Raw genomic sequence first — 22,786 nt, forward strand, 5'->3', positions numbered from 1 at the left:
CAAGAAAGCCTCAGCGCTGCATACTCGGACCATGACGATCGACGGCGACGCAGGCGCGGGCGGTGCCGAACGCACCCTGATCGTGCTGTTGGCAGCAGGCGGCGGGTCCCGCTTCGGCGGGCCGACGCACAAGCTCCTCGCCGATCTCGGCGACGGCAGCACCGTGGCCGCCGCCGCGATCGACCACGCCGTCGCTGCCGATGTCGGCGACGTGATCGTCGTCACCGGGGCGGTCGATCTCACTCACCTCGGTGCGGCGCATCCCACCGTGACGATCCTCCGTCACGCCGGTTGGGCCGACGGGCAGGCCTCCTCCTTGCAGGTCGCGATCGCCGAGGCCGAGCGACGCGCCGTCAACGCCGTCGTCGTCGGGCTCGCCGACCAGCCGTTCATCGACCCCGACGCATGGCGGCGCGTCGCGGCGGGCACGGCACCGATCTCGGTGGCCACCTACGCCGGTCGGCGTCGCAACCCGGTGCGTCTCGATCGTTCGATCTGGCCGCTGCTCCCCGCGACCGGCGACGAGGGGGCACGTTCCCTCCTGCAGATGCGCCCCGACCTCGTGGAGGAGGTACCCTGCCCGGGGTCGCCCGCCGATATCGACACCCTGGAGGACCTGGAGTCATGGCAGAACAGATCGTCAACGAATTCACCGTGAACCGCCCCATCGAGGAGGCATGGCCGATCATCTGCGACGTCGAGCGCATCGCTCCCTGTCTGCCGGGCGCACAGCTCGAAGAGATCGAGGGCGAGGTCTACCGCGGCCGAGTCAAGGTCAAGCTCGGCGCCGTCACGGCCCAGTTCAAGGGCGAGGCCAAGTTCGTCGAGCGCGACGACGCCGCGCACACCGCGAAGTTGCACGGCAAGGGCCGGGACACCGGCGGCCGCGGCAACGCCGAGGCCGACATCTACGCCGTGGCCGAGTCGTTGTCACCGACGAGCACCAAGTGCACCGTGACCGCCGACCTCCACATCACCGGCAAGGTCGCCCAGTTCGGGCGCGGCATCATGGGCGATGTCAGCAAGAAGCTGATGGACCAGTTCGCCGGCAACCTCAACACGATGCTCGACGAAGAGGGCACCGAGCCCGCCCCGGCCACCGAGGCACCGGCAGCCGACGCTCCGGCCGCCGAGGCACCGGCGGCCGACGCCCCGGCCCCCGCCGCACCCGCCGAACCGTCGGTCCGCAAGATCAACGGCCCCGCCGCCGAGCCGATCGACATGGCCGACATGGCCGGGCCGGCGTTGCTCAAGCGGGCCGCTCCGGTGGCGCTCATCGCGCTGCTCCTGCTGCTCCTGCTGCGCCGCAAGCGGTGACCACCGGCGCCGACGATCACGAGCGCGTGCGAGCGCTGCTCGGGCGCGAACCGCGAGGCCGGTACGAGATCGTCGTCCGAGACGACCAGGGCGACCCGGTCGTGTTGCGCAACGCACCACTCCTCGACGACGGCACACCGATGCCGACCCGCTACTGGCTGATCGGACCGGCCGAGATCAAGCGCATCGGTCGGCTCGAATCGATGGGTGGCGTCGACGCGGCCGAGGCGGCCGTCGACCCCGACCAACTGGCCGCCGCCCACGACCGCTATGCGGCCGAACGCGACGCTGCGATCCCCGACGACCACGAGGGCCCGCGCCCGAGCGGCGGCGTCGGCGGCACCCGCGTCGGCGTCAAGTGCCTGCACGCCCACTGGGGCTGGTACCTCGCCGGTGGCGACGACCCGATCGGCCGTTGGATCGAACAGCAATTGGCCGGACCATCCGGGCCGTCAGGCGAGGTCGAGGTCGAGGTCGCGATCCGGGCCGACCGCACGGTCGTCGCCGTGTCGGACGCCACCCACGAGATCCCGTGGGGCCACCGCAACCTGACCGACCGCTGGTTCACCGACGACGATCCTCCGCGACCGGATGCGCTCACCAATGCGCTCGGCACGATCGACGATCATCTCGACGACCTGCTCCGCCTCCACCCCGACGTCGCCGCCGCCGTCGGGTGGACGTTCACCGGCCCGATGATCGATGCGCTGGCGGCCCTCGAAGCTGGTCGCCGACTCGACGCAGGCGATCACGACTACCCGCGCGACGACGCGGAGGAAGTGTTCCGGCTCGTCGCCACCGAGCCGGCGCGTGACCGCGCCGACAATCCCGGGCTACCGTCGGACGCCGTGGAGACGATCATCGCCACCAGCTGCATCGTGCAGGCGTGTATGCGCCGGTTTCACCTCGACGCCGTTCGGCTGCGAGTCACCCACTGAGTCCGACGTGCGACATCCCGCCTCGATGCTCCGTCGACACTCCCCACTGCGACTCTTCGGCCGGCGGGTGATGCTGCGGCCCCTGGCACCCGGCGACTTCGCCGCCTGGAGCGAGGTCCGTCTCCGCAACGAGGCCTGGCTCGTCCCGTGGGAGCCGCAGCGCTCGACCACGCTCCCCGATCCAACGCGCGACCGGTCGGCGTTCGAGGCTCGCTGCTCGGCTCGCGATCGCGAACGAGCGGCCGACCATGCGTACCCGTTCGGGCTGTTCATCGACCAGCAGTTCGCCGGCGAGGTCAACCTCAACAACGTCACCCGCGGTGCACTGCAGAGCGGCACGATCGGCTACTGGATCGACCAGGCGCGCGCCGGTCACAGCTACACGTCGGAGGCGGTCGCCGTCGTGACGAAGTTCGCGTTCGACGAACTCCAGCTCCATCGCCTCGAGATCTGCATCGTGCCGCGCAACGCCAACAGCCGGCGGGTCGTCGAGAAGCTCCGACTGCGCAACGAAGGCGTGGCCGAGCGCTACCTCGAGATCAACGGCACGTGGGAGGACCACGTGCGGTACGCGATCACCGCAGAGGAATGGGCCGTCCGCTCGGACGAGTTGACGGCCGCCTGGATCGCCGGCTGACCCTCGCGGGCCCTCCGGCGATCAGGCGACGGATTCCCGGAAGTTCAGAGGTCGCCGGCGAGGCGGAAGGCCTCGGCGCGCTCCTGGCGCATCTTGGTGCGCCGCTTCCACATCTTCGTCTTCCAGTGTCGCCGGTTCCGACTCGCCTTCGCCACCTTGGTCTTGGCGACCTCGGCGTCGTGATGGTGCGTCGGCTTCCATGCGGCACCCGGCTCGTGGAGATCCTCGGCGTCGAGGCCCCCACTCACCTCCTGTGCGACCTGGTTGAGTTCCACATGGATCCGGTGCCGCTCGCTGTGGGCGTGGGCACGCAGTTCCTGCTTGGGCGGCAACGGCACTTCTGCAGTGCGGTGACGCTGACTCATTGGCTACCTCCTGGTGGTGGTTGCTTGTGTCTCCCCTTGAGCAACAGTAGCCCACCGTTCAGACCCTGGTTCCAGGGTCTTTGGTAACAGTTCTGCGCGAATTCATCGCGCTGACCGGGCAGCGTGCGATCACGATGTCAGATCTCACGCTGCGCGGTCCGACCCGGGCGCACGGATGGTGCCCGGATCCGACCGTCAGCGCTTGCGGCTGGAGATCTTGGCCTTGAGCGCGGCGATCCGCTCCTCGAACCACGGCTGCTGCACGGTCCACAGTTGGGGTTCGAACTCACGCTCAACCGCATCCGGATGGGTCGCGATGTCGGCCATGTCGCGGATCGTCTGCTTGGTCATGATCGCGAGCTCGCGGGGTGCGGTGGCTGCACCGCGGGCGAACTCGTGGGCGGCCGCCAACAGTTCGTCGTCGGGCACCGACTTGTAGGCGAGGCCGACCCGCTCGGCCTCCTGGCCGTCGAGGACCTGGCCGAACACGACGGCCGCCATCGCGTTCTGCTGCCCGACGATCCGGCGCTGCATCCAGGTGTGCCCGCCGCCTGGGTGCAGACCGATCTGCAGGAACCGAGTGTCGAACCTGGCCCGGTGTGCAGCGATCCGCACGTCACAGCCGAGCGCCAGGTTCATCCCGGCACCGACGGCGGGCCCGTTGACCGCTGCGAGCGTCGGCAGCGGACTGCGGGCGATGCGGAGGAACCCCTCGTAGACCTTGCTGAGACTCTCTCGGGTGGCTGTCTGCAGGTTGCCGAGATCGGCGCCGGCGCAGAAGGCCGATCCGGCTCCGGTGACGACGATCGCACCGACGTGCTCGTCGGCCTCGAAGGCGTCGACCGCCGCCACGATCTCGTCGACCATCGGCGACGTCATCGTGTTGCGTTCATCCGGATTGTCGAGGGTGAGCAGGGCGACGCCGTCGCGGATCTCGGTCAGTACCAAAGCCATGCCGGCAGTCTGCCAAACCGCCGCGCCGCGGTCCTGATCGGCATCGACCGCGCCGGCCGGATCGGAACCCTTCAGCCACCGTCACACGTGGAACGGAACGCCCGCTACCACGCGGTAGCCTTTGCGTGTTCACGTGAACACCAACACATTTGTCCCATTGAAGGGGGAGACATGATCAAGAGCAAGCGACTGCTTGCAGCAGGTCTCGCCGCATCGCTGGTCCTCGCGGCCTGCGGCGGCGACGACGATGCGGCACCTGCCGACGAGCCCACCGAAGACGAGAGCACCGCCGACACCGGCGAGGCACCCGAGCCGACCGAAGCGCCCGAAGAGACCGGTGAGCCGGCCGGTGAGGCGTTCAACGTCGGCCTGACCTACGACATCGGTGGTCGTGGTGACCAGTCGTTCAACGACTCGGCCGCCGAGGGCATCGACCGCGCCGCGTCCGACCTGGGCATCACGTTCAGCGAGGCCGAGCCGAACGCCGACGGCTCCGACCGTGCCGAGCTGCTGCAGCTCCAGGCCGATCAGAGTGCGCTGGTCATCGGCGTCGGGTTCCTCTTCGCCGACGACGTCGCGAACGTCGCCGCCGAGAACCCCGACACGAACTTCGCGGTCGTCGACGACGCGATGCTCGACTTCGAGGCCGAGGGCGGCCCCGCCCCGCGTTGCGACAACTGCGCCGGGCTGACCTTCGCCGAAGAGCAGGGCTCGTTCCTGGTCGGTGTCGCCGCTGCGCTCAACACGCAGACCGACACGGTCGGCTTCATCGGCGGTGTCGGTGGCTTCGGTCTGATCGAGAAGTTCGAGGCAGGCTTCGAGGCCGGCGTGCACGCCGTCAACCCCGACATCACGATCATCCCGCAGTACATCACGCAGGCGCCCGACTTCGACGGCTTCGTCGCCCCGGACCGTGCGCGTGAGATCGCTCTCGCCATGTACGAGCAGGGTGCCGACGTGATCTACCACGCCGCCGGCGGTTCGGGTGCCGGCCTCTTCGAGGCCGCCGCCGAGCAGTCCGAGAGCTCCGGCTCGAAGGTCTGGGCGATCGGTGTCGACTCCGACCAGTACCTGACCGCGGCTCCCGAGGTCCAGGAGTTCATCCTGACGTCGATGCTCAAGCAGGTCGGCAACGCCGTCTACGAGATCACGGCCGATCAGGCCGAGGGCTCGTTCACCAGCGGCAACGTCGTGTACGACCTCGCGGTCGACGGCGTCGGCTACTCGACGTCGGGTGACTTCCTCACCGATGAGCAGATCACCACGATCGAGGACTACAAGCAGCAGATCATCGACGGCGCCATCGAGGTGCCGACGACGCCAGAGGGCGCCTGATCAGCACCCGACCCGCTCCCGGGTCGGGTTCGAAGTAACCGATGGAGCGGAGGTCGACTAAGTTCGGCCTCCGCTTCGTCGTTTCCACGACGAAGCACCCTGAAGATCATCCCTGGAAACCATCTCGGAAAAGGTGTGTGCATGACGGCAGCGATCGAACTGGTCGGCATCACGAAGCGGTTCCCCGGCGTCATCGCCAATGACAACGTGAACCTGCGGGTCGAGCCCGGCGAGATCCACGCGATCTGCGGCGAGAACGGTGCCGGCAAGTCCACCCTGATGAAGATCCTGTACGGGATGCAGGCGGCGGACGAGGGCACGATGCAGATCAACGGCGAGGAGGTGCACTTCTCGTCGCCGACCGACGCGATCGCGGCGGGGATCGGCATGGTGCACCAGCACTTCATGCTCGCCGACCAGATGACCGTGCTCGAGAACGTCATCCTCGGTTCCGAGCCGACCACGCCGCAGGGCCTGATCGACTTCGGTGAGGCCGAACGCCACCTCCGCGAGGTCGGCGACGCCTATGGGCTCACGATCGACCCGAACGACCTGGTCGAGACACTCGAGGTCGGTGAGAAGCAGCGGGTCGAGATCATCAAGGTGCTGTTCCGCGGTGCCAAGATCCTGATCCTCGACGAGCCGACCGCCGTGCTGGTGCCCCAGGAGGTCGAGGAACTGTTCCGCAATCTCCGCGAACTGCAGGCCGACGGTGCCACGATCGTGTTCATCGATCACAAGCTCCAGGAGGTGTTGGAGATCGCCGATCGCATCACCGTGATCCGCCGGGGCAAGACCGTCACCACCGTCGACGCCGACTCGGTCACCGCGGCCGATCTCGCCGAACTGATGGTCGGCTCCGAACTGCCGTCCCCCGAGACCACCGATTCCACGGTCACCGATGAGGTCGTGCTCGAACTCCACAGTCTCACGGTCGCCGACGACGACGGACGCGCCGCGGTCGACGACGTCTCGCTGCGGGTCCACCGAGGCGAAGTGCTCGGCGTCGCCGGGATCGAGGGCAACGGTCAGGCCGAGCTCATCGATGCGATCATCGGTATCACCGACCCCAGCCGGGGCCGCGTCGTGCTCGAAGGCCGTGACATCACGCACGATTCGGTCCGCCACCGGCGCGAGGCCGGGGTCGGCTTCGTGCCGCAGGATCGGCACGAGGAAGGACTCCTGCTCGACGCGACGCTCTGGGAGAACGCGGCGCTGGGCCACCAGACACAGGTGCCGTACTCCAAGGGGTTCTGGCTCGATCGGGCCGGCGCGCGCGAGCGCACCGAGTCGATCCGCCACGACTACGACGTCCGCTCACCGGGCGTCGACGTCAGCGCCCGCGCCCTGTCCGGCGGCAACCAGCAGAAACTGATCATCGGGCGCGAGATGATGTCCGAGCCCCGGCTGCTCGTGGCCGCACACCCCACGCGGGGCATCGACGTCGGCGCCCAGGCCGACGTGTGGAGCGCGATCCGGGCCGCTCGCGCCGACGGGCTCGCCACACTGCTGATCTCGGCCGACCTCGACGAACTCATCGGCTTGTCCGACACGATCGTCGTGATGTTCCACGGCAAGCTCGTGGCGACGCTCGACCCGGCCGAGGTCACGCCACGAACCCTGGGGAGTTACATGACGGGCGCTGCGCTCGAATCCGTCGGCACCGACGAAGGGGGTGCCGAATGAACAACGGGACGGTACGTCGAATCGGCCTCGCGGTCGCCGCCCCGGCGGTCAGCGCGGTCGTCGCGATCCTGATCTCGTCGATCGTGCTCGAGATCTCGGGCTCCGACTCCATCGAGACCTTCCGCACCATGATCGACAACGGCACGAAGCTCGAGTCGGTCATCGACATGCTCAACCGGGCGACACCGCTCTACCTGTCGGCGGTGGCTGCCGCGATCGGGTTCCGGATGAACCTGTTCAACATCGGCGTCGAGGGTCAGTACATCCTGGCTGCGTTCCTCGCCGCCGTCGTCGGCGCCAAGATCGATCTCTGGGGCCCGCTGCACATCGCCGTCATCATGCTCACCGCGATGCTCGTCGGCGCCGCCTGGTCCGGCCTCGCCGGGCTCTTGAAGGTGACTCGAGGCGTCAACGAGGTCATCAGCACGATCATGTTGAACTTCATCGCGGTGGGCGGTCTCGTCGCCGGTCTGCTCCCGTCGTTCATCGACGACCCGACCGCGACCAACCAGGGCACCGCACCGATCGGCGAGTCCGGTCGGCTCCCCGACCTCAACAGCTGGGTCGAGGTGTTCACCCGCGAGATCGTCAAGGGACGCCGCCTGACCGGCGTGTTCCTGGTCGCCGTCATCGTCGGCATCATCTACCACGTGGTCATCAACCGCAGTCGGTTCGGCTACGACATCCGGGCCAGCGGGATGAACCCGACGGCCGCCCGGGTCGGCGGGGTCCCACCCAAGCGCATGATCCTGTTCGCGATGATCGGCGGCGGCGTCGTCGCCGGCCTCGTCGGCATGCCCGAGATCCTGTCCGACAACCATGCCTACGACCAGGGCTTCGTGCAAGGACTCGGCTTCGCCGGCATCGCCGTGGCGCTGCTCGGTCGCAACACGGCGCCCGGCATGGCCCTCGCCGCCCTGCTGTTCGGGTTCCTCGACTCCTCGGCAGCGGTCCTGCAGGTGAGTTCGTTGGCGTCTCGTGAGATCGTCGTGATCATGCAGGCGACCATCCTGCTGGTCGCCGTGATCGCCTACGAGGTCGTCAACCGCATCCGCCAACGCGACGAGGTCAAACGCGCTGCCCAAGCCGTGGAGGTCGCATCATGAGCAACACCGCACCCGTCGACGTCCTCGATGCGCAGCATCCGATCGACGAGGAACCCAACGGACTGGGGGCCATGATCCGGGCACTGCCGGCATGGGCGCGCTGGTCGCTCGCCGCCACGCTGGGCATCCTCGTCCTCACGATCGTCCAGGAGATCAGCGGCACCTCGTTGCTCACCTCCGAAGGCACGTCGAGCGCGATGCTCCGCTGGTCGATCCCGATCCTGCTCGCCGGTCTCGGTGGCCTCTTCTCCGAACGATCCGGTGTGGTCAACATCGGCCTCGAGGGCATGATGATCCTCGGCACCTGGTGTGGCGCCTGGGGCGCCCTCGAGTTCGGTTCGCCGTGGTGGGGGCTGGTCACCGGCTTCGTCGGCGGCGCGCTCGGCGGTCTCCTGCACGCGATCGCGACGGTCAACTTCGGCGTCGACCAGATCGTCTCGGGCGTCGCCATCAACATCCTCGCTCCCGGGCTCGCCCGCTACCTGTCCGAACGTGTCTTCGGTGGCATGCAGGGCGGTTCGGTCTCGCAGTCGCCGCGCGTGCGCAGCGCCGGCGACTTCACGGTGCCCGTCGTCTCCGACCTGCTCGACACGATCCGTGACTGGAACGTGTTCTTCATCTCCGACATCGCCGGATTCCTCCGCGGCTTCGTCACCGACATGCGGTGGTTCACCCTGATCGCCCTGCTCGTCGTGCCGCTGTCCGCCTTCATCCTCGGACGTACACGGTTCGGGCTCCGCGTCCGGATCTGTGGCGAGAACCCGTCCGCCGGCGAATCGCTCGGCATCAACGTGATCCGCCACAAGTACATCGCCGTGATGATCAGCGGTGCGCTCGCCGGCCTCGCCGGCGCGTACATCGTGATCGAACTGTCGGGCCTCTACCGAGGCGGGCAGACGGTCGGCCGCGGGTTCATCGGTCTCGCGGCGTTGATCTTCGGCAACTGGCGAGCGCTCGGCATCCTGATGGGTTCGCTCCTGTTCAGCTATCCCTTCGGCTTGGCGCTGATCGACTTCGACGCCCAGGGCAGCGGCGTCGCGACACGAGCGCTGCTGCTCGTGATCGCGATCGGGCTGTTCACCACCGCGGTGGTGCTGTGGCGTGGCTCCAACCAGCACGAACCACCCGAACTCGATGCCGCCGACCTCGACACACCGACCGGCTCGTACATGCGCATGATGCAGACGCTCGGTGGTTCGAGCGGCGGGCTCACCGTGCTCGCCGCCGTGCTCGGCATGATCGCACTGGTCTGGTACCTGTCGATCGACGCGGCCGCGTCGTGGCTGCCCAACACGATGCCGTACGTGCTCGTGCTGCTCGTGCTGGTGTTCGCCGCCCAACGACTGCGGCCGCCGAAGGCCGCCGGGCAGCCGTTCCGGCGAGGTGATCACTGATCGACGCGGCCACCGCGCGGGCGATTCCCAAGTCGCTCCTCCACGACCATCTCGACGGCGGGCTGCGCGTCGCCACGATCATCGAGCTCGCCGATGAGATCGGCCACGAACTCCCCGACGCTCCCGATCGGCTCCAGTCGTGGTTCACGTCCGGCGCAGCGACGAACGACCTGCGGCGGTACCTCGCCACGTTCGAACACACGCTGGCCGTGATGCAGCGGGCCGAGTCGATCGAGCGGGTCGCGTACGAGGCGACGCTCGACCTCGCGGCCGACGGTGTCGTCTACGCCGAGGTCAGGTTCGCCCCGGAGCTGCACACCACAGGGGGACTCTCGCTCGACGAGGTCGTCGAGGCGGTCACCAGCGGGTTCCGGCGCGGTGAACGGGCTGCAGCCGCCGCCGAACGCACGATCGTCGTCAACGCGATCTGCTGCGCGATGCGCACCGAGCAACGGTCGATGGAGATCGCGCGGCTGGTCGACCACGCACGCGAGCGCGACGACAAGGTCGTCGGCTTCGATCTGGCCGGCGCCGAGACCGGGTTCCCACCGTCGCTCCATGCCGAGGCGCTCGCGTTCGCGCGCGAGCGGCACCTCAACGTCACGATCCACGCCTCCGAGCCTCCCGACCTCGAACTCATCGACGACGCACTGCGGCACGGCGCCCATCGGATCGGCCACGGCGTCCGACTGCAGCGCGACCTCACGATCGACCACCACGGCGAGATCGTCGCCATGGGCCCCCTGGCGAGGTACGTCCTCGACCATCGGATCCACCTCGAGATGGCGCCGACCTGCCACGTCCATGTGGGTGCGGTACCCGACCTGGCGTCGCACCCGATCGGCCCGATGCTGCGCGCCGGTTTCAACGTGGGGATCAACACCGACAACCGATTGATGAGCGACGTGTCGCCGTCGTCGGAGCTGCATACCGTCGCGACGACGTTCGATCTGAACCACGCCGAGGTCGAACAGGTCGTCGTCAACGGGCTGATGGCCGGCTTCGCCCCGCTCAAGGTGCGGACCGACCTGGTCGATCAACAGGTACACCCCTGGTTCCATTCCTGACGTCACTGTGACGTGAGTCCTCCCCACGATCGGGAGGAACATGCCGTAGGGTGGAGAGTTCGGACGTCGTTGACCACTCGGGTCGCAGGGCGTCACAACCCTCGAATCCCCCGAATCCCCCCGAAAGTTCCGATGTCCTCACCCAGTTCTGTCCTGTCGGCCGCGCGTTCCCACGGCGTGCTCCAGCGTGATCAGTGGATCCGCTCGCCACGCACCGACCTGTTGTCGGGCCTCGTGGTGGCCCTCGCGCTGATCCCCGAGGCGATCTCGTTCTCGATCATCGCCGGCGTCGACCCCAAGGTCGGCCTGTACGCGTCGTTCTCGATCGCGATCATCATCGCCTTCTCCGGTGGCCGGCCCGGCATGATCTCGGCGGCGACGGGCGCCATGGCGCTCGTGCTCGTGCCGCTCGTCGAGGACTACGGCATCGAGTACCTGTTCGCGGCGACGATCCTCGCCGGCATCCTGCAGGTCGGACTCGGATATCTGGGCGTCGGTGAACTCATGCGGTTCGTCCCGCGCAGCGTGATGCTCGGGTTCGTCAATGCGCTCGCGATCCTGATCTTCCTCGCCCAGGTCCCGCACATCCTGCTCAGCGACGACGCCTCACGGTCCGACCGGATCGTCGCCAACAGCATCGCGATCGTCGTCGGGCTGATGATCATCTACGGACTGCCCCGCATCACCAAGGTCGTGCCGTCACCGCTCGTCGCGATCGTGGCGATCACGAGTGCGGCCCTCATCTGGAGCGTCGACCTGCCGACCGTCGGCGACATGGGCGACCTGCCCGACAGCCTCCCGTTCGTGGCGCTGCCCGATCTGCCGGTCTCGCTCGGCACGCTCGGCATCATTTTCCCCTACGCCATGACGCTCGCGCTCGTCGGCCTGCTCGAGTCGCTCCTGACCGCACAGCTCCTCGACGACCTGACCGACACCAACTCCGACAAGAACACCGAAGCCCGGGGTCAGGGCGTCGCCAACGTGGCGACCGGCTTCCTCGGCGGCATGGCCGGCTGCGCCATGATCGGCCAGTCGATGATCAACTTCCGCTCCGGCGGCCGCACCCGCCTCTCGACGCTCGCGTCGGGCGTGTTCCTCCTCGTCCTCATCCTCGCCCTCGGCGACCTGGTCGCCCGGATCCCGATGGCCGCCCTCGTCGCCGTCATGATCATGGTGTCGATCGGCACGTTCGACTGGCGCAGCATCAAGCCGACGACGATCAAGGCCCACCCGCTGGCCGAGACGGCGATCATGGCCGCGACGGTCGCGATCGTCGTGTACACCCACAACCTGGCCTACGGCGTGGGCGCCGGTGTGGTGCTGTCGGTGCTGTTCTTCGCCCGGCACGTCAGCGGCCTCGTCAAGGTCACCAGCGTCGTCGACCCCGACAACGTCGAACGTCTCTACGCCGTGACCGGCGAGCTGTTCTTCGCATCGACGCACGACATCGTGCACGCCTTCGACTACGACAACGTGCAGGTCAAGCGGGTCGAGATCGACCTCACCGACGCCCGGATCTGGGACACCTCGGCCGTCGCAGCGCTCGACACCGTGGTCGAGAAATTCGCGCAGCGCGACATCGAGGCGATCTTGGTCGGGATGAACCGCCACGCCGAAGCGCTGCACACCAACACGACCGGCAACGTCAGCGCCCACTGAGGCGCCGCCGACCGCCGTGCTCAGCGGCTGAGTTCGCTGACGGCCTGCACTTCGATCCCACCGCGGGGCCGCTGCGTCAAGGTGACGACGACCCGCTTCGGTGCGGCCGTCGCCATGATCTCGCCGGCGATCTCTGCCGCCAGCGCCTCGGCGAACACCGCCCGGTCACGGAAGCCCCACAGGTACAGCTTGAGGCTCTTCGACTCGACGCACCACCGATCGGGCACGTACTCGATCACGACCGTCGACAGATCGGGCTGTTCGGTGACGGGGCACATGGAGTTGAGCTCGTCGTTGGTGAATCGGACGATCGAGATGTCGGCGGGCGCCGGGAAGACCTCGACGTGGTCGATGGCGTGGCGCACGGTGGCGCCGAGCACCGTCAGGCGCTCGGTGGGATCGGTCATGGCGCCCATGCTGCCGACACGAACGACGTGGCGCAACGTCGCCGACCTCGCCGCTCTACGCTGTCGACGTGCTGACCGCCGAACAGATCGAACGGTTCGACCGCGACGGGTTCCTCGTCGTGCCCGATTTCGTGACGGGCGAGGCCTGCGGAGCGCTCCGGCGACGCGCCGAACAGCTCGTCGACGAGTGGGAGCCCGGCGTCGACCGCACCGTGTTCACGACCGACACCCAGGAGCGGGTAAGCAACCGCGAGTTCCTGGCCAGCGGCAGCTCGAGCTGGTGCTTCTTCGAGGAGGCAGCGTTCGGCGCCGACGGCGAGCTCACCCGGCCGAAGCCGCTCTGCATCAACAAGATCGGGCACGCGATGCACGACCTCGACCCCGTCTTCGAACGCTTCACCTTCACACCGGCGCTGGCCGCGCTGGCCGCTGACATCGGACTCGTCGACCCCCTGGTGCTGCAGAGCATGTACATCTTCAAACAGCCGGACATCGGCGGTGAGGTCGGGTGCCACCAGGACGCCACGTTCCTCTACACCGACCCGATCACGGTGAGGGGATTCTGGTTCGCACTCGAAGACGCCACGTTGGAGAACGGGTGCCTGTGGGCGGCCCCTGGCGGGCATCGTGCCGGCCTCCGTGAGGTGTTCAAGCGGGCCGGGGCCATGACCGACGACGACGGCACGGAGTTCGACGTGCTCGACCCGACTCCCCTGCCGACTCCACCCGACGAGCTGGTGCCGCTCGAGGTGCCGGCCGGGACCCTCGTCGTCCTCGACGGACAGCTGCCGCACTGGAGCGACGCCAACCGGTCGGACCGCAGCCGGCACGCCTACACCGTGCACTGCATCTCGGCGGCCGCCGAGTACCCGGCATGGAACTGGCTCCAGCGACCGGCGGAACTTCCGCTGCGACGGCTCGATACGGTGGCGGCATGATGAACGAGCTGATCCGGCGCGCCCCCAAGGTCCTGCTGCACGATCACCTCGACGGCGGCCTGCGACCGTCGTCGGTGGTCGAACTCGCCGCCGAGTACGGCTATGACGGGTTGCCGACGACCGACGTCGACGAACTGTCGACCTGGTTCAACCGAGGCGCGAAGCGCAACGACCTCGTGCTGTACCTCGAGACGTTCGCCCACACCGTGGGCGTGATGCAGCACCGCGACGCGATCGAACGCGTGGCGTTCGAGTGCGCTCAGGATCTCGCCACCGACGGCGTCGTGTACGCCGAGGTCCGGTTCGCCCCCGAACTCCACATCGAAGCCGGCCTCACCTTGCAGGAGGTGCTCGACGCCGTGCTCGCCGGGTTCGAGCGCGGGTCCGCCGGCACCGACCTCACGATCTACACGATCTGCTCGGCGATGCGCACCGCGGCGCTGAGTCTGGAGATCGCGCAGCTCGCGATCACCAACCGTGACCGCGGCGTCGTCGGGTTCGACATCGCCGGCGCCGAGGCCGGCTACCCGCCGTCGCGCCACCTCGACGCCTTCCAGTTCGTCATGCGTGAGAACTTCCACTCGACGATCCACGCGGGCGAGGCATTCGGCCTCCCGTCGATCTGGGAAGCCGTCCAGTACTGCGGTGCCGCCCGCCTCGGACACGGCGTCCGGATCACCGACGACATCACGGGCGAGCCCGGCGACGAACAACTCGGCCGGCTGGCGTCGTTCGTCCGCGACCGTCGGATCTGCCTCGAGCTGTGCCCGACGTCCAACGTCAACACCGGCGTGTGCGCCTCGATCGGCGACCACCCGATCGGGTTGCTGCGCCGGCTGCGGTTCCGGGTCACCGTCAACACCGACAACCGTCTGATGAGCGACACGTCGATGACCAACGAGATGGCGCAGTTGCACGATGCGTTCGGTTGGGGTCTCCCCGACTTCGAGTGGTTGACGATCAACGCCATGAAGTCGGCCTTCGCACCCTTCCCCGAACGTCTGAAGATCATCAACGGGCTGATCAAGCCCCGATACGCCCTCTTGAACGCCGAACAATCGATGGGAGCACTCTGATGGCCGTCGAGGTCACCTTGGTCGAACACCCCCTGGTCGCCGACTCGCTCGCGCGGATCCGCGACCGCGACACCCCGAACCCGCTGTTCCGGACGAACCTCGAACGGATCGGCACGCTGCTGCTCGCCGAGGCGACCAAGGAACTCCCGACGGTCGAAGGCACGGTCGAGACACCGATCACCACGGCCGTGGTCCACCGGCTGGCCGTCCAGCCGGTGATCGTCCCGGTGCTGCGGGCCGGGCTGGGCTTCGTCCACGCGGCCCAGGAGCTGATGCCGATCGCCGACGTCGGGTTCATCGGGATCGCCCGCGACGAAGAGACGTTCGAGCCCAAGCCGTACGTCAACAAGCTGCCCGAGTCGCTCGCCGGACGACCGGTCATCGTGATCGATCCGATGCTGGCGACGGGCGGCTCGCTCGTCCGCACGATCGAACTGCTGGTCGAGCGTGGTGCGCCGACACCGATCACCGTGGTGTGCGCGCTCGCCGCGCCCGAAGGTCTGCAGCGGCTGAGCGACGAGGGCCTCGACCTCCACGTGTACACCGGTGCGATCGACGACCACCTCAACGAGAACGCCTACATCGTGCCCGGGTTGGGTGATGCAGGAGACCGCCAGTTCGGCAGCGGTGTCTGAGTCGTCGGTCGCCGTCCGCGGCGACCGAGCATGGGTGTCGACGCTCACGTCGGCCGCGCTCGCGCTGACGCTCGGGGCCATGGCAGCTGCGATGTTCGCGTCGCATCGATCCGGGCACTGGTGGGGCGACGACTGGGCGCTCTACATCCGCCAGGCGAAGGGGTTGCTCGACGGCGATGCCGGACGGGTCATCGACGAGAACCGGTTCACCGTCGAGATGTCGCGCGGCGCCGCGTTCAGCCCGCCGCTGTACCCGTGGGGGTTCCCGATCATCCTGGCGCCCTTCGTGGCGGTCGTGGGCGCCGACGTCGATCGCCTGGCGATCGTGCCCGTCCTCTGCTCCATGGTGTTCGCCGTCGGCTGGTACACGCTCGCGAAGCGACGCCTGGGTGCGCTGCCGGCGCTGGTCGGCGTCGTCGCCGTCACGCTGACGCCGCTGCTCGTCGGCTGGACCGAGTTGATCCAGTCCGAGTGGCCGTTCCTCGCGACCACGGCGGTCGTGTTGGTGGGGCTCGACCGGCTCGCCGAGGCGGGGGCGCTGACCGACCGGGCGGCGCCCCTCTGGCCCGTACTCCTCGTGGGGTTCGGCGCCGCGGCTGCGTTCTCGGTCCGGCGCGAGGGCCTCGCCGTGGTGGGCGCGATCGCCGTGGCCCAGTTCGTGGGTCTCGCCACCGATCGCGGTTGGTGGCACGATCGCTCGATGTGGACGACCCTGGCGGCGCGCCTGCTCGCCCCGCACACCATGGCCCTCGCCGTCGTCGGCGTCCTGCAGGTGGTGCTCCCCAGCACCCTGGTACCGCAGTACAGCGGCACGAGCGTCGCCAACGTGTGGAGGTTCCGACGCGACCACGTCGACCACCTGGCCGAGGTGTCGGGCCTCAAACGCTCCTGGCAGGACGCACCCGACGTGCTCGGCAGCACCACACTCGGGTGGGTCGCCGTCGTCGCCTACCTGACCGCTGCGACCGCCGGCATCGTCCTCGCCGCCGTCTGCTTCCGCCGTCGCGACCTCCACCTCGTCGCGTACGTGGTCGGTGCGCTCCTGATCGGCGGCAGCTTCCGCTCACCGATCAACCGGTACGTCTGCACGATCGCACCCATCCTGCTGCTGCTCGGTGCCGTAGCGGTCGTGTCGGCAGCCCGGTTCGTGCCGTGGCGACACGCCGGCACCGCCATCGTCACCGTCGTGCTCGCCCTCCCGGCCATCGGCAACGTCGTCCAGGCCGACACCCGGATCGACCAGGCCGAACGGGTCGCAGCCACCGGCGCGATCGAGTGGGGCCCGACCCACCCGCTCGCGATCGAGATGTTCGAGGAGGTGATCGAGCGCACCGATCCGGGCGCCGTCATCGCCGCCCCCAAGGCCCGGGCGATGACCTTGGAGACCGGACGCCTGTCGGTACAGGTCGACGACTACCGGCCGATCCCCGACACCCTGCCGCTCGATCTCGTGGTCGTCGAACACGACAGCGATCTCGCAGCCGAACTGGCCGCCGCCGACGTCGCCGACGCCGACGATCGGCCACGGTTCCACCGCGTCTGGACGAACGCGCGGTTCGCGATCTACGCGCCGGCGATCACCGCCGGCTGAGGTCGAGCGACATGCAGGTGCTGTACGCGTTGACCGTGTACGGGGCGAAGGGATCACAGGTCGCGAACCCGAAGCTCCGGTAGAGCGCCCTGGCCGCCTCGAACTCGGGCTGCGTGCCGGTCTCGAGACCCAGCCACACGATGCCGCGCTCCCGGGCGATCCCGATGATGTGATCGACCAGACCGCGCCCGACACCCCGGCCCCGGGCGATCGCCGCGGTGTGCATCGACTTGATCTCGGCACGTTCGCCGTCGAGTTGCTTGAGCGCACCGACACCGAGCAGGTCGCCGTCGGTGCGGGCCGTCAGGAACGTGACGTCGGGCGCCGTGAGGCCGTCGAGGTCGAGGGCGTGCACGTGGTCGGGCGGCGAGATGTGACGCATCGAGGTGAGATGCACCTGGAGCAAGGCGACCACGTCGCCGGCTCGCGGATCGCCTTCGGCGATCAGGACCTCGCTCACGCCAGGAGTGAGGCCAAGGCGTCGACGAACGGCGCCGGGTCCTCGTCGACCGCCTCGCCGTAGAGCTTCACCTTGGGTTCGGTGCCGCTCGGACGGATCTGCACCCGCACGCCGCCCTCGAGCTCGAAGCGGAGCAGGTTCGCCTCGGGATACTCCTCGGTGCTCAGGACGTCGCGGCCGCCGATCGATGCCGGCGGGTCGGCGCGCAGGGCGGCGACCTTGGCCGCGGCCTCGTCGGGGGTCATCCGCACCGCTGCGTCGGCGAGCACGTGTCGGCCGAAACGCTCCGCGATGTCATCGAGCCACTGCTGCATCGTGCGGCCGTCGGCCGCCGCGGCCCCGGCCATCTCGGCGAACAGGACCGCCGCCGAGATGCCGTCCTTGTCGAGCGGCCGCTGGGCGACGAGGTAGCCGAGCGCCTGCTCGTACCCCAGCACGAAGCGCTGGTCGGGCCGGTCGAGCACCTCGCGGGCGATCCACTTGAAACCCGTGAACGTCTCGGCCGAGTGCACGCCGTGCGATGCCGCGATCTTGGCGAGGAGTGCCGACGACACGAGCGTGGTGATCACGAGTCGGTCGTCGCCGTCGCCGTGTTCGAGCAGGTAGTCGGCGAACAACCAGCCGATCTCGTCGCCGCCGAGGCGTCGCCACGAACCGTCGGGCTGCGGGATGGCCGCTGCCAGTCGGTCGGCGTCGGGATCGTTGGCGATCGCGACATCGGCGTTCGCGGCGCGCGCCGTCTCCATCAGCAGATCCATCGCGCCGGGCTCTTCGGGGTTCGGGAACGACACGGTCGGGAAGGTGCCGTCGGGCTCGAACTGGGCCTCGACCGGGACCGGTGCAGGGAGCCCGGCGGACTCGAACGCCCGCATGATCGTGGCGCCGCCGACACCGTGCATCGCCGAGTACGCGACCTTCGGTCCGGCGACGTCGGGGCGTCGACGAACGGCGGGGATCGCGGCGACGTAGCCGTCGAACAGTTCGTCGCCGACCGTCGAGATCAGCTCGTGGCCATCTGCGGCGAGCGTGACATCGGTCGGGTCGACGGCGTCGATGCAGGCGGCGATGCCGGCGTCGTGCGGCGGCACGATCTGTGCACCGTCGCCGAGGTACACCTTGTACCCGTTGTCGGCCGGCGGGTTGTGCGACGCGGTCACGACCACGCCGGCGGCTGCGTCGAGTTCGGTGATCGACCATGCCAGTACCGGCGTGGGCACGTACTGGTCGAACAGCATCGACCGGATCCCGTACGCCGCCATGACGCGCGCCGTGTCCGACGCGAAGACGTCGCTCTTGCGTCGGGCGTCGTAGCCGATCACGACGCCGCGCTCGGCAGCTCGGGGGTCGGTGTCGAGCAGGTACTGCGCGAGTCCGGCGGCCGCCTGCTGCACGACGAGGCGATTCATGCGGAGCGGTCCGGCGCCGACGGCGGCGCGGAGCCCCGCCGTGCCGAATTGCAGCCGCCCGTCGAACCGGTCGGCGAGCTCGGCCGGATCGCCGGCGATCAGCGCCTGGAGCTCGTCACGGATGTCGGCATCGGGTTCGGCCGCCAGCCAACGCTGTGCAGCCTCGAGGAGGTCGGTGTCGGTCACCCCACCAGGGTACGCAACTCGACGAGCGGCCGCGGGCCGACGTGCGAGATGACCTCGGAGGCGGCGATCGAACCCAAACGGCCGCATTCGGGGAGCGACCGCCCTGACGTCACGCCGTACATGAACCCGGCTGCGTACAGGTCACCGGCACCGGTGGTGTCGACGACACGCCGGACCGGATGCGCCTGGACGCGGATGACCTCGTCGCCGGTGATGATCACCGACCCGTCGGCACCGGTCGTGATCGCCGCGAACTGGCAGTGGCGACGCAGTTCGGCGACCGCCTCGTCGAACGTGTCGGTCTCGTAGAGCGAGATCAGCTCGGCGTCGTTGCCGAACAGCAGATCGACCTCGTCGGACACGAGCGCCCGGAAGTCGTCACGGTGGCGGTCGACGCAGAACGAGTCGGACAGCGTCAGCGACACCATGCCGCCGACACCGTGTGCGACGCCGGCGGCGTGGCGGAAGGCCGACTTCGCCTCGTCGCGATCGAACAGGTAGCCCTCCATGTAGAGCAACTTGCCCGACGCGATGGCTGCGTCGTCGACGTCGCCGACACCGAGCAGGCTCGACGCTCCGAGGTACGTGTTCATGGTCCGCTCGGCGTCGGGGGTGACCACGATGATGCAGCGTCCCGTCGGCACCTCGTTGCGGTGCCCACCCGGCCGGAACTGGACCCCGACCGCGAGGAGGTCGTGACCGAACACCTGGCCGAGATCGTCGTCGGTCACCTTGCCGATGTAGGCGGCTCGACCACCGAAGCTGGCCACGCCACACATCGTGTTGGCGGCCGATCCACCGCTCATCTCCACGGCAGAACCGAGCGCCTGGTAGAGCTCGACGGCGCGATCGGTGTCGACGAGGTTCATCGACCCCTTGGCGAGGCCGTGTGCGTCGACGAACGTGTCGGGTGCGTGCGCGATCACGTCGACGAGTGCATTGCCGATGCCGACGACGTCGTACTGGGCGTCGCGGGCCACCATCTGGTCGAGGTTCACAGGTCGGCACGCTACCGGAGGGGGCTTCCGGTGGCTCGAACCCGGTTCGGCCGCGGAACCGGCGGCATGGCGGTGGCGATGCCCGGTACCATCCGCGAGGTGACCGTCATCTCCAGCGACACCCTCGACCCCTACCGTCTGCCGCGCCACACGACGCCCGACCGGTACGACCTCACCCTCGAACCCGACCTCGACGCCGGCACCTTCGCCGGATCGGTGTCGATCACCGTCACCTCGCACGAGGCCACCGACGAGCTGGTGCTGAATGCGATCGAGCTCGACATCGACCGTTGCACGGTCGACGGCGAGCCGGCCGCCACCGAACTGGACGAATCCACCGAGCGACTGTTCGTGCGGCCGACGGACGGTGTCGCGGCCGGAGCCCACACGCTCGTGGTCGAGTTCCGCGGGATCCTCAACGACAAGCTCCGCGGCTTCTACCGCAGCACGTACCGTGACGACGAGGGCGTCGAGCGGGTGATCGCGACCACCCAGATGCAGTCGACCGATTGCCGGCGGGCGTTCCCGTGCTGGGACGAGCCCGACTTCAAGGCGATCTTCGCGGTCACGCTCCGTGTCGAGCCGGAGATGATGGCGGTCTCCAACGGATCGATCCTCTCCGAGGAGGAGTCCGACGGCAAGCGAGTGGTCCGGTTCGCCGACACGATGGTGATGAGTTCCTACCTGGTGGCGTTCGTCGTCGGCCCGCTCGAGGCGACCGACTGGCACGACGCCGACGGCATCCCGGTTCGGATCGTGCACGTGCCCGGCAAGGGAGACCTGACGGCGTTCGGGCTCGACGTGGCCACGTTCTGCCTCGCGTGGTTCCAGGACTACTACGGCATCCCCTACCCCAGTGACAAGGTCGACCTGCTCGCGCTGCCCGACTTCGCCGCCGGGGCGATGGAGAACCTCGGCTGCATCACGTTCCGGGAGAACCTGCTGCTGGTCCACCCGACCGCCGGCACGCAGAGCGAGCGGCAGCTCGTCGCCGACGTGGTCGCCCACGAGTTGGCCCACATGTGGTTCGGCGACCTCGTCACGATGTCGTGGTGGAACGGGATCTGGTTGAACGAGGCGTTCGCGACGTTCATGGAGATCGCCGCCTGCGACGCGTTCCGACCCGAGTGGGAGCGCTGGACCTACTTCGGTCTCGAGCGCAGCGTGGCGTTCGAGACCGATGCACTGGGCTCGACCCGCTCGGTCGAGTTCAAGGTGCGGTCACCGGCCGACTGCGAGGGCATGTTCGACGTCCTCACGTACCAGAAGGGCGGTGCGCTCCTGCGCATGCTCGAGCAGTACCTCGGCGCCGAGCGGTTCCGGGAGGGCGTGAGTCACTACCTCCGCACCCACTCGTACGCGAACACCGAGACGGGCGACCTGTGGGACGCGATCGAGCACACCTCGGGAGAACCCGTCCGCCGCATCATGGACTCGTGGATCTGGCAGCCGGGATTCCCGCTGGTCGAGGTCACGGCCGCCGGCGACGAGCTGGTGTTGACCCAGCGGCGGTTCTCGTTCGATCCCGACGATGCCTCCACGTCGCGCTGGGCGATCCCGGTCGCGGTGCAGCAGGGTGATCACGTCGACACGGTGCTGCTCGACGGCGACGAGCTGCGGTTGCCGCTCGGCGACGGCCCGGTCATCGTCAATGCGGGCGGTCACGGCTTCTTCCGGGTGTCGTACTCCGATGACCTGCGGGCGCGCCTGACCCCCGAGGTCGTCGCGTCGATGACCACGCTCGAGCGGTACAACCTGGTCGACGACGCCTGGAACGCCGTCACGGCGCAGACGCTCGACGCCGCCGACTTCCTCGACCTCGCCGAACTCTTCGGCGGCGAACGCGAGTACGGCGTGTGGCAGGTGATCGCGATCGGTCTGCGTGGTCTCCGACGCCTGATCGTCGACGACGCCGCGGCGCTCGCCGCGTTCGAACGCCGTGTCGTCGCGCTGTGCGCGCCGGCGCTCGACGACCTCGGCGAGCCGACGGCCGAAGACACCGACCTCACCGCGAAGCTGCGTGGGCTGCTGCTCTCGGTGGTCGCGGTCACCGGTGGTGATGCCGATGCCCAGGCGCGAGCGCGACGGATCTACGACGACTGGTCGAGCGACCCCGACTCGGTCGATGCCGAACTCGCTGCGGCATCGACGGCTGTCGTGGCGGCGACCGGCGATGCCGCCGACTACGACCGGATGCTCGAGCAATACCGGAGTGGGGCGACACCGCAGATTCAGCTCCGGCACCTGCACCTGTTGCCCGAGTTCCGGGGCGACGAGCTGATGGCCCGCACGCTCGGCCTCGCGATGAGCGACGAGGTGAAGACCCAGAACGCGCCCTTCGTGTTGCGGACGGCGATCGGCAACCTCCACCACGGTCGCACGGCGTGGGAGTTCGTCCGCCAGAATTGGGCCGACATCAACGACGCCTTCCCCCGCAACACGATCTCGCGCATCGTCGAGACCGTGAAGTCCCTCGACCGGCCCGCCGACGTGGCGCAGACCGCTGCGTTCTTCGCCGAACATCCGATCGAGCAAGCGGCCAAGACGCTCGATCAGATCCTCGAACGTCAACGCGTCAATGCCGAGGTCCGCGAGCGCAACGAGCAGCCGTTCCGCGACGCGCTGCGCTGA

At 68.6% G+C, this 22,786-nt stretch carries 21 protein-coding genes; 15 read left to right on the forward strand and 6 right to left on the reverse strand.

Annotated elements, in window-relative coordinates:
- The first annotated feature begins 31 nt into the window (after positions 1-31).
- The 4 genes from R8G01_08000 to R8G01_08015 are packed head-to-tail and all read left to right on the forward strand — an operon-like array spanning position 32 to position 2,892.
- Positions 32-658: a nucleotidyltransferase family protein gene (locus tag R8G01_08000; GenBank protein MDW3213920.1), complete on the forward strand. Its 627-nt coding sequence runs from the start codon at positions 32-34 to the stop codon at positions 656-658.
- Positions 625-1,317: an SRPBCC family protein gene (locus R8G01_08005; GenBank protein MDW3213921.1), complete on the forward strand. Its 693-nt coding sequence runs from the start codon at positions 625-627 to the stop codon at positions 1,315-1,317. The genes R8G01_08000 and R8G01_08005 overlap by 34 nt, the downstream gene beginning before the upstream one ends.
- Entirely contained in the window at positions 1,314-2,255 is a 942-nt protein-coding gene (locus R8G01_08010) for a DUF501 domain-containing protein (protein ID MDW3213922.1), read from the forward strand. Before R8G01_08005 ends, R8G01_08010 begins: the two co-directional genes overlap by 4 nt.
- Positions 2,256-2,280: 25 nt before the next feature.
- Positions 2,281-2,892 (forward strand): GNAT family protein, encoded by a 612-nt coding sequence (locus tag R8G01_08015; GenBank protein MDW3213923.1) that lies wholly within the window; start codon positions 2,281-2,283, stop codon positions 2,890-2,892.
- Positions 2,893-2,936: 44 nt separating this feature from the next.
- On the opposite strand, the gene R8G01_08020 is transcribed toward R8G01_08015, so the two are convergent.
- Positions 2,937-3,257 carry a hypothetical protein gene (locus R8G01_08020; protein ID MDW3213924.1) on the reverse strand — a complete coding sequence of 107 codons (321 nt, stop codon included), beginning with the start codon at positions 3,255-3,257 and terminating at the stop codon, positions 2,937-2,939.
- Between the two features lie 195 nt (positions 3,258-3,452).
- The gene (locus R8G01_08025) at positions 3,453-4,211 is read right to left on the reverse strand and encodes an enoyl-CoA hydratase (protein MDW3213925.1); all 759 of its coding nucleotides are present in this window, start codon (positions 4,209-4,211) and stop codon (positions 3,453-3,455) included.
- Between the two features lie 171 nt (positions 4,212-4,382).
- Here R8G01_08025 and R8G01_08030 point away from each other — a divergent pair, with 171 nt between their 5' ends.
- The 6 genes from R8G01_08030 (at position 4,383) to R8G01_08055 (ending at position 12,458) form a co-directional block, all read left to right on the forward strand.
- The gene (locus R8G01_08030; GenBank protein ID MDW3213926.1) at positions 4,383-5,546 is read left to right on the forward strand and encodes a BMP family ABC transporter substrate-binding protein; all 1,164 of its coding nucleotides are present in this window, start codon (positions 4,383-4,385) and stop codon (positions 5,544-5,546) included.
- Positions 5,547-5,687: 141 nt separating this feature from the next.
- Complete coding sequence (locus tag R8G01_08035) at positions 5,688-7,232, forward strand: ABC transporter ATP-binding protein (GenBank protein ID MDW3213927.1); 1,545 nt, start codon at positions 5,688-5,690, stop codon at positions 7,230-7,232.
- Positions 7,229-8,338 carry an ABC transporter permease gene (locus R8G01_08040; protein MDW3213928.1) on the forward strand — a complete coding sequence of 370 codons (1,110 nt, stop codon included), beginning with the start codon at positions 7,229-7,231 and terminating at the stop codon, positions 8,336-8,338. The genes R8G01_08035 and R8G01_08040 overlap by 4 nt, the downstream gene beginning before the upstream one ends.
- Entirely contained in the window at positions 8,335-9,732 is a 1,398-nt protein-coding gene (locus R8G01_08045; GenBank protein ID MDW3213929.1) for an ABC transporter permease, read from the forward strand. Before R8G01_08040 ends, R8G01_08045 begins: the two co-directional genes overlap by 4 nt.
- Entirely contained in the window at positions 9,732-10,799 is a 1,068-nt protein-coding gene (locus R8G01_08050) for an adenosine deaminase (GenBank protein MDW3213930.1), read from the forward strand. Before R8G01_08045 ends, R8G01_08050 begins: the two co-directional genes overlap by 1 nt.
- 177 nt (positions 10,800-10,976) lie before the next feature.
- A complete protein-coding gene (locus tag R8G01_08055) occupies positions 10,977-12,458 on the forward strand; it encodes a SulP family inorganic anion transporter (GenBank protein MDW3213931.1) in 1,482 nt (493 codons plus the stop codon).
- Positions 12,459-12,478: 20 nt separating this feature from the next.
- On the opposite strand, the gene queF is transcribed toward R8G01_08055, so the two are convergent.
- Positions 12,479-12,865 carry a preQ(1) synthase gene (queF, locus tag R8G01_08060; GenBank protein ID MDW3213932.1) on the reverse strand — a complete coding sequence of 129 codons (387 nt, stop codon included), beginning with the start codon at positions 12,863-12,865 and terminating at the stop codon, positions 12,479-12,481.
- A 68-nt stretch (positions 12,866-12,933) separates the two neighbouring features.
- On the opposite strand from queF, the gene R8G01_08065 reads away from it, so the two are divergent.
- From R8G01_08065 to R8G01_08080, 4 genes are read left to right on the forward strand one after another with little or no spacing between them, the layout of a single operon-like run.
- Positions 12,934-13,803: a phytanoyl-CoA dioxygenase family protein gene (locus R8G01_08065; GenBank protein MDW3213933.1), complete on the forward strand. Its 870-nt coding sequence runs from the start codon at positions 12,934-12,936 to the stop codon at positions 13,801-13,803.
- Entirely contained in the window at positions 13,800-14,879 is a 1,080-nt protein-coding gene (locus R8G01_08070) for an adenosine deaminase (GenBank protein MDW3213934.1), read from the forward strand. The genes R8G01_08065 and R8G01_08070 overlap by 4 nt, the downstream gene beginning before the upstream one ends.
- The gene (gene upp, locus R8G01_08075; protein ID MDW3213935.1) at positions 14,879-15,514 is read left to right on the forward strand and encodes a uracil phosphoribosyltransferase; all 636 of its coding nucleotides are present in this window, start codon (positions 14,879-14,881) and stop codon (positions 15,512-15,514) included. The genes R8G01_08070 and upp overlap by 1 nt, the downstream gene beginning before the upstream one ends.
- A complete protein-coding gene (locus tag R8G01_08080; GenBank protein ID MDW3213936.1) occupies positions 15,507-17,105 on the forward strand; it encodes a glycosyltransferase family 39 protein in 1,599 nt (532 codons plus the stop codon). Before upp ends, R8G01_08080 begins: the two co-directional genes overlap by 8 nt.
- Here R8G01_08080 and R8G01_08085 read toward each other — a convergent pair.
- Genes R8G01_08085 through R8G01_08095 form a run of 3 tightly spaced genes read right to left on the reverse strand, consistent with a single transcriptional unit; the run spans position 17,092 to position 20,155 of the window.
- Positions 17,092-17,565, reverse strand: a complete 474-nt coding sequence (locus R8G01_08085; GenBank protein MDW3213937.1) for a GNAT family N-acetyltransferase — start codon at positions 17,563-17,565, stop codon at positions 17,092-17,094. The two genes, R8G01_08080 and R8G01_08085, sit on opposite strands and share 14 nt — an antisense overlap.
- Positions 17,562-19,157 carry a phospho-sugar mutase gene (locus R8G01_08090; GenBank protein ID MDW3213938.1) on the reverse strand — a complete coding sequence of 532 codons (1,596 nt, stop codon included), beginning with the start codon at positions 19,155-19,157 and terminating at the stop codon, positions 17,562-17,564. Before R8G01_08090 ends, R8G01_08085 begins: the two co-directional genes overlap by 4 nt.
- Positions 19,154-20,155 carry an adenosine kinase gene (locus R8G01_08095; protein ID MDW3213939.1) on the reverse strand — a complete coding sequence of 334 codons (1,002 nt, stop codon included), beginning with the start codon at positions 20,153-20,155 and terminating at the stop codon, positions 19,154-19,156. Before R8G01_08095 ends, R8G01_08090 begins: the two co-directional genes overlap by 4 nt.
- A 99-nt stretch (positions 20,156-20,254) precedes the next feature.
- Here R8G01_08095 and R8G01_08100 point away from each other — a divergent pair, with 99 nt between their 5' ends.
- Positions 20,255-22,786 (forward strand): M1 family metallopeptidase, encoded by a 2,532-nt coding sequence (locus tag R8G01_08100; GenBank protein MDW3213940.1) that lies wholly within the window; start codon positions 20,255-20,257, stop codon positions 22,784-22,786.

Source organism: Ilumatobacteraceae bacterium, from assembly GCA_033344875.1.
In the GTDB taxonomy this organism is placed as follows: Bacteria; Actinomycetota; Acidimicrobiia; order Acidimicrobiales; family Ilumatobacteraceae; genus Ilumatobacter.

What these genes read in the sequence shown, in the direction of transcription:
- upp (MDW3213935.1), top strand. Translation starts at nt 14,879, where the DNA reads ATGGCCGTCGAGGTCACCTTGGTCGAACACCCCCTGGTCGCCGACTCG.
- R8G01_08070 (MDW3213934.1), top strand. Translation starts at nt 13,800, where the DNA reads ATGATGAACGAGCTGATCCGGCGCGCCCCCAAGGTCCTGCTGCACGAT.
- R8G01_08045 (MDW3213929.1), top strand. Translation starts at nt 8,335, where the DNA reads ATGAGCAACACCGCACCCGTCGACGTCCTCGATGCGCAGCATCCGATC.
- R8G01_08020 (MDW3213924.1), bottom strand. Translation starts at nt 3,257, where the DNA reads ATGAGTCAGCGTCACCGCACTGCAGAAGTGCCGTTGCCGCCCAAGCAG.
- R8G01_08040 (MDW3213928.1), top strand. Translation starts at nt 7,229, where the DNA reads ATGAACAACGGGACGGTACGTCGAATCGGCCTCGCGGTCGCCGCCCCG.
- R8G01_08015 (MDW3213923.1), top strand. Translation starts at nt 2,281, where the DNA reads ATGCTCCGTCGACACTCCCCACTGCGACTCTTCGGCCGGCGGGTGATG.
- R8G01_08030 (MDW3213926.1), top strand. Translation starts at nt 4,383, where the DNA reads ATGATCAAGAGCAAGCGACTGCTTGCAGCAGGTCTCGCCGCATCGCTG.
- R8G01_08000 (MDW3213920.1), top strand. Translation starts at nt 32, where the DNA reads ATGACGATCGACGGCGACGCAGGCGCGGGCGGTGCCGAACGCACCCTG.
- R8G01_08035 (MDW3213927.1), top strand. Translation starts at nt 5,688, where the DNA reads ATGACGGCAGCGATCGAACTGGTCGGCATCACGAAGCGGTTCCCCGGC.
- R8G01_08005 (MDW3213921.1), top strand. Translation starts at nt 625, where the DNA reads ATGGCAGAACAGATCGTCAACGAATTCACCGTGAACCGCCCCATCGAG.
- queF (MDW3213932.1), bottom strand. Translation starts at nt 12,865, where the DNA reads ATGACCGATCCCACCGAGCGCCTGACGGTGCTCGGCGCCACCGTGCGC.
- R8G01_08025 (MDW3213925.1), bottom strand. Translation starts at nt 4,211, where the DNA reads ATGGCTTTGGTACTGACCGAGATCCGCGACGGCGTCGCCCTGCTCACC.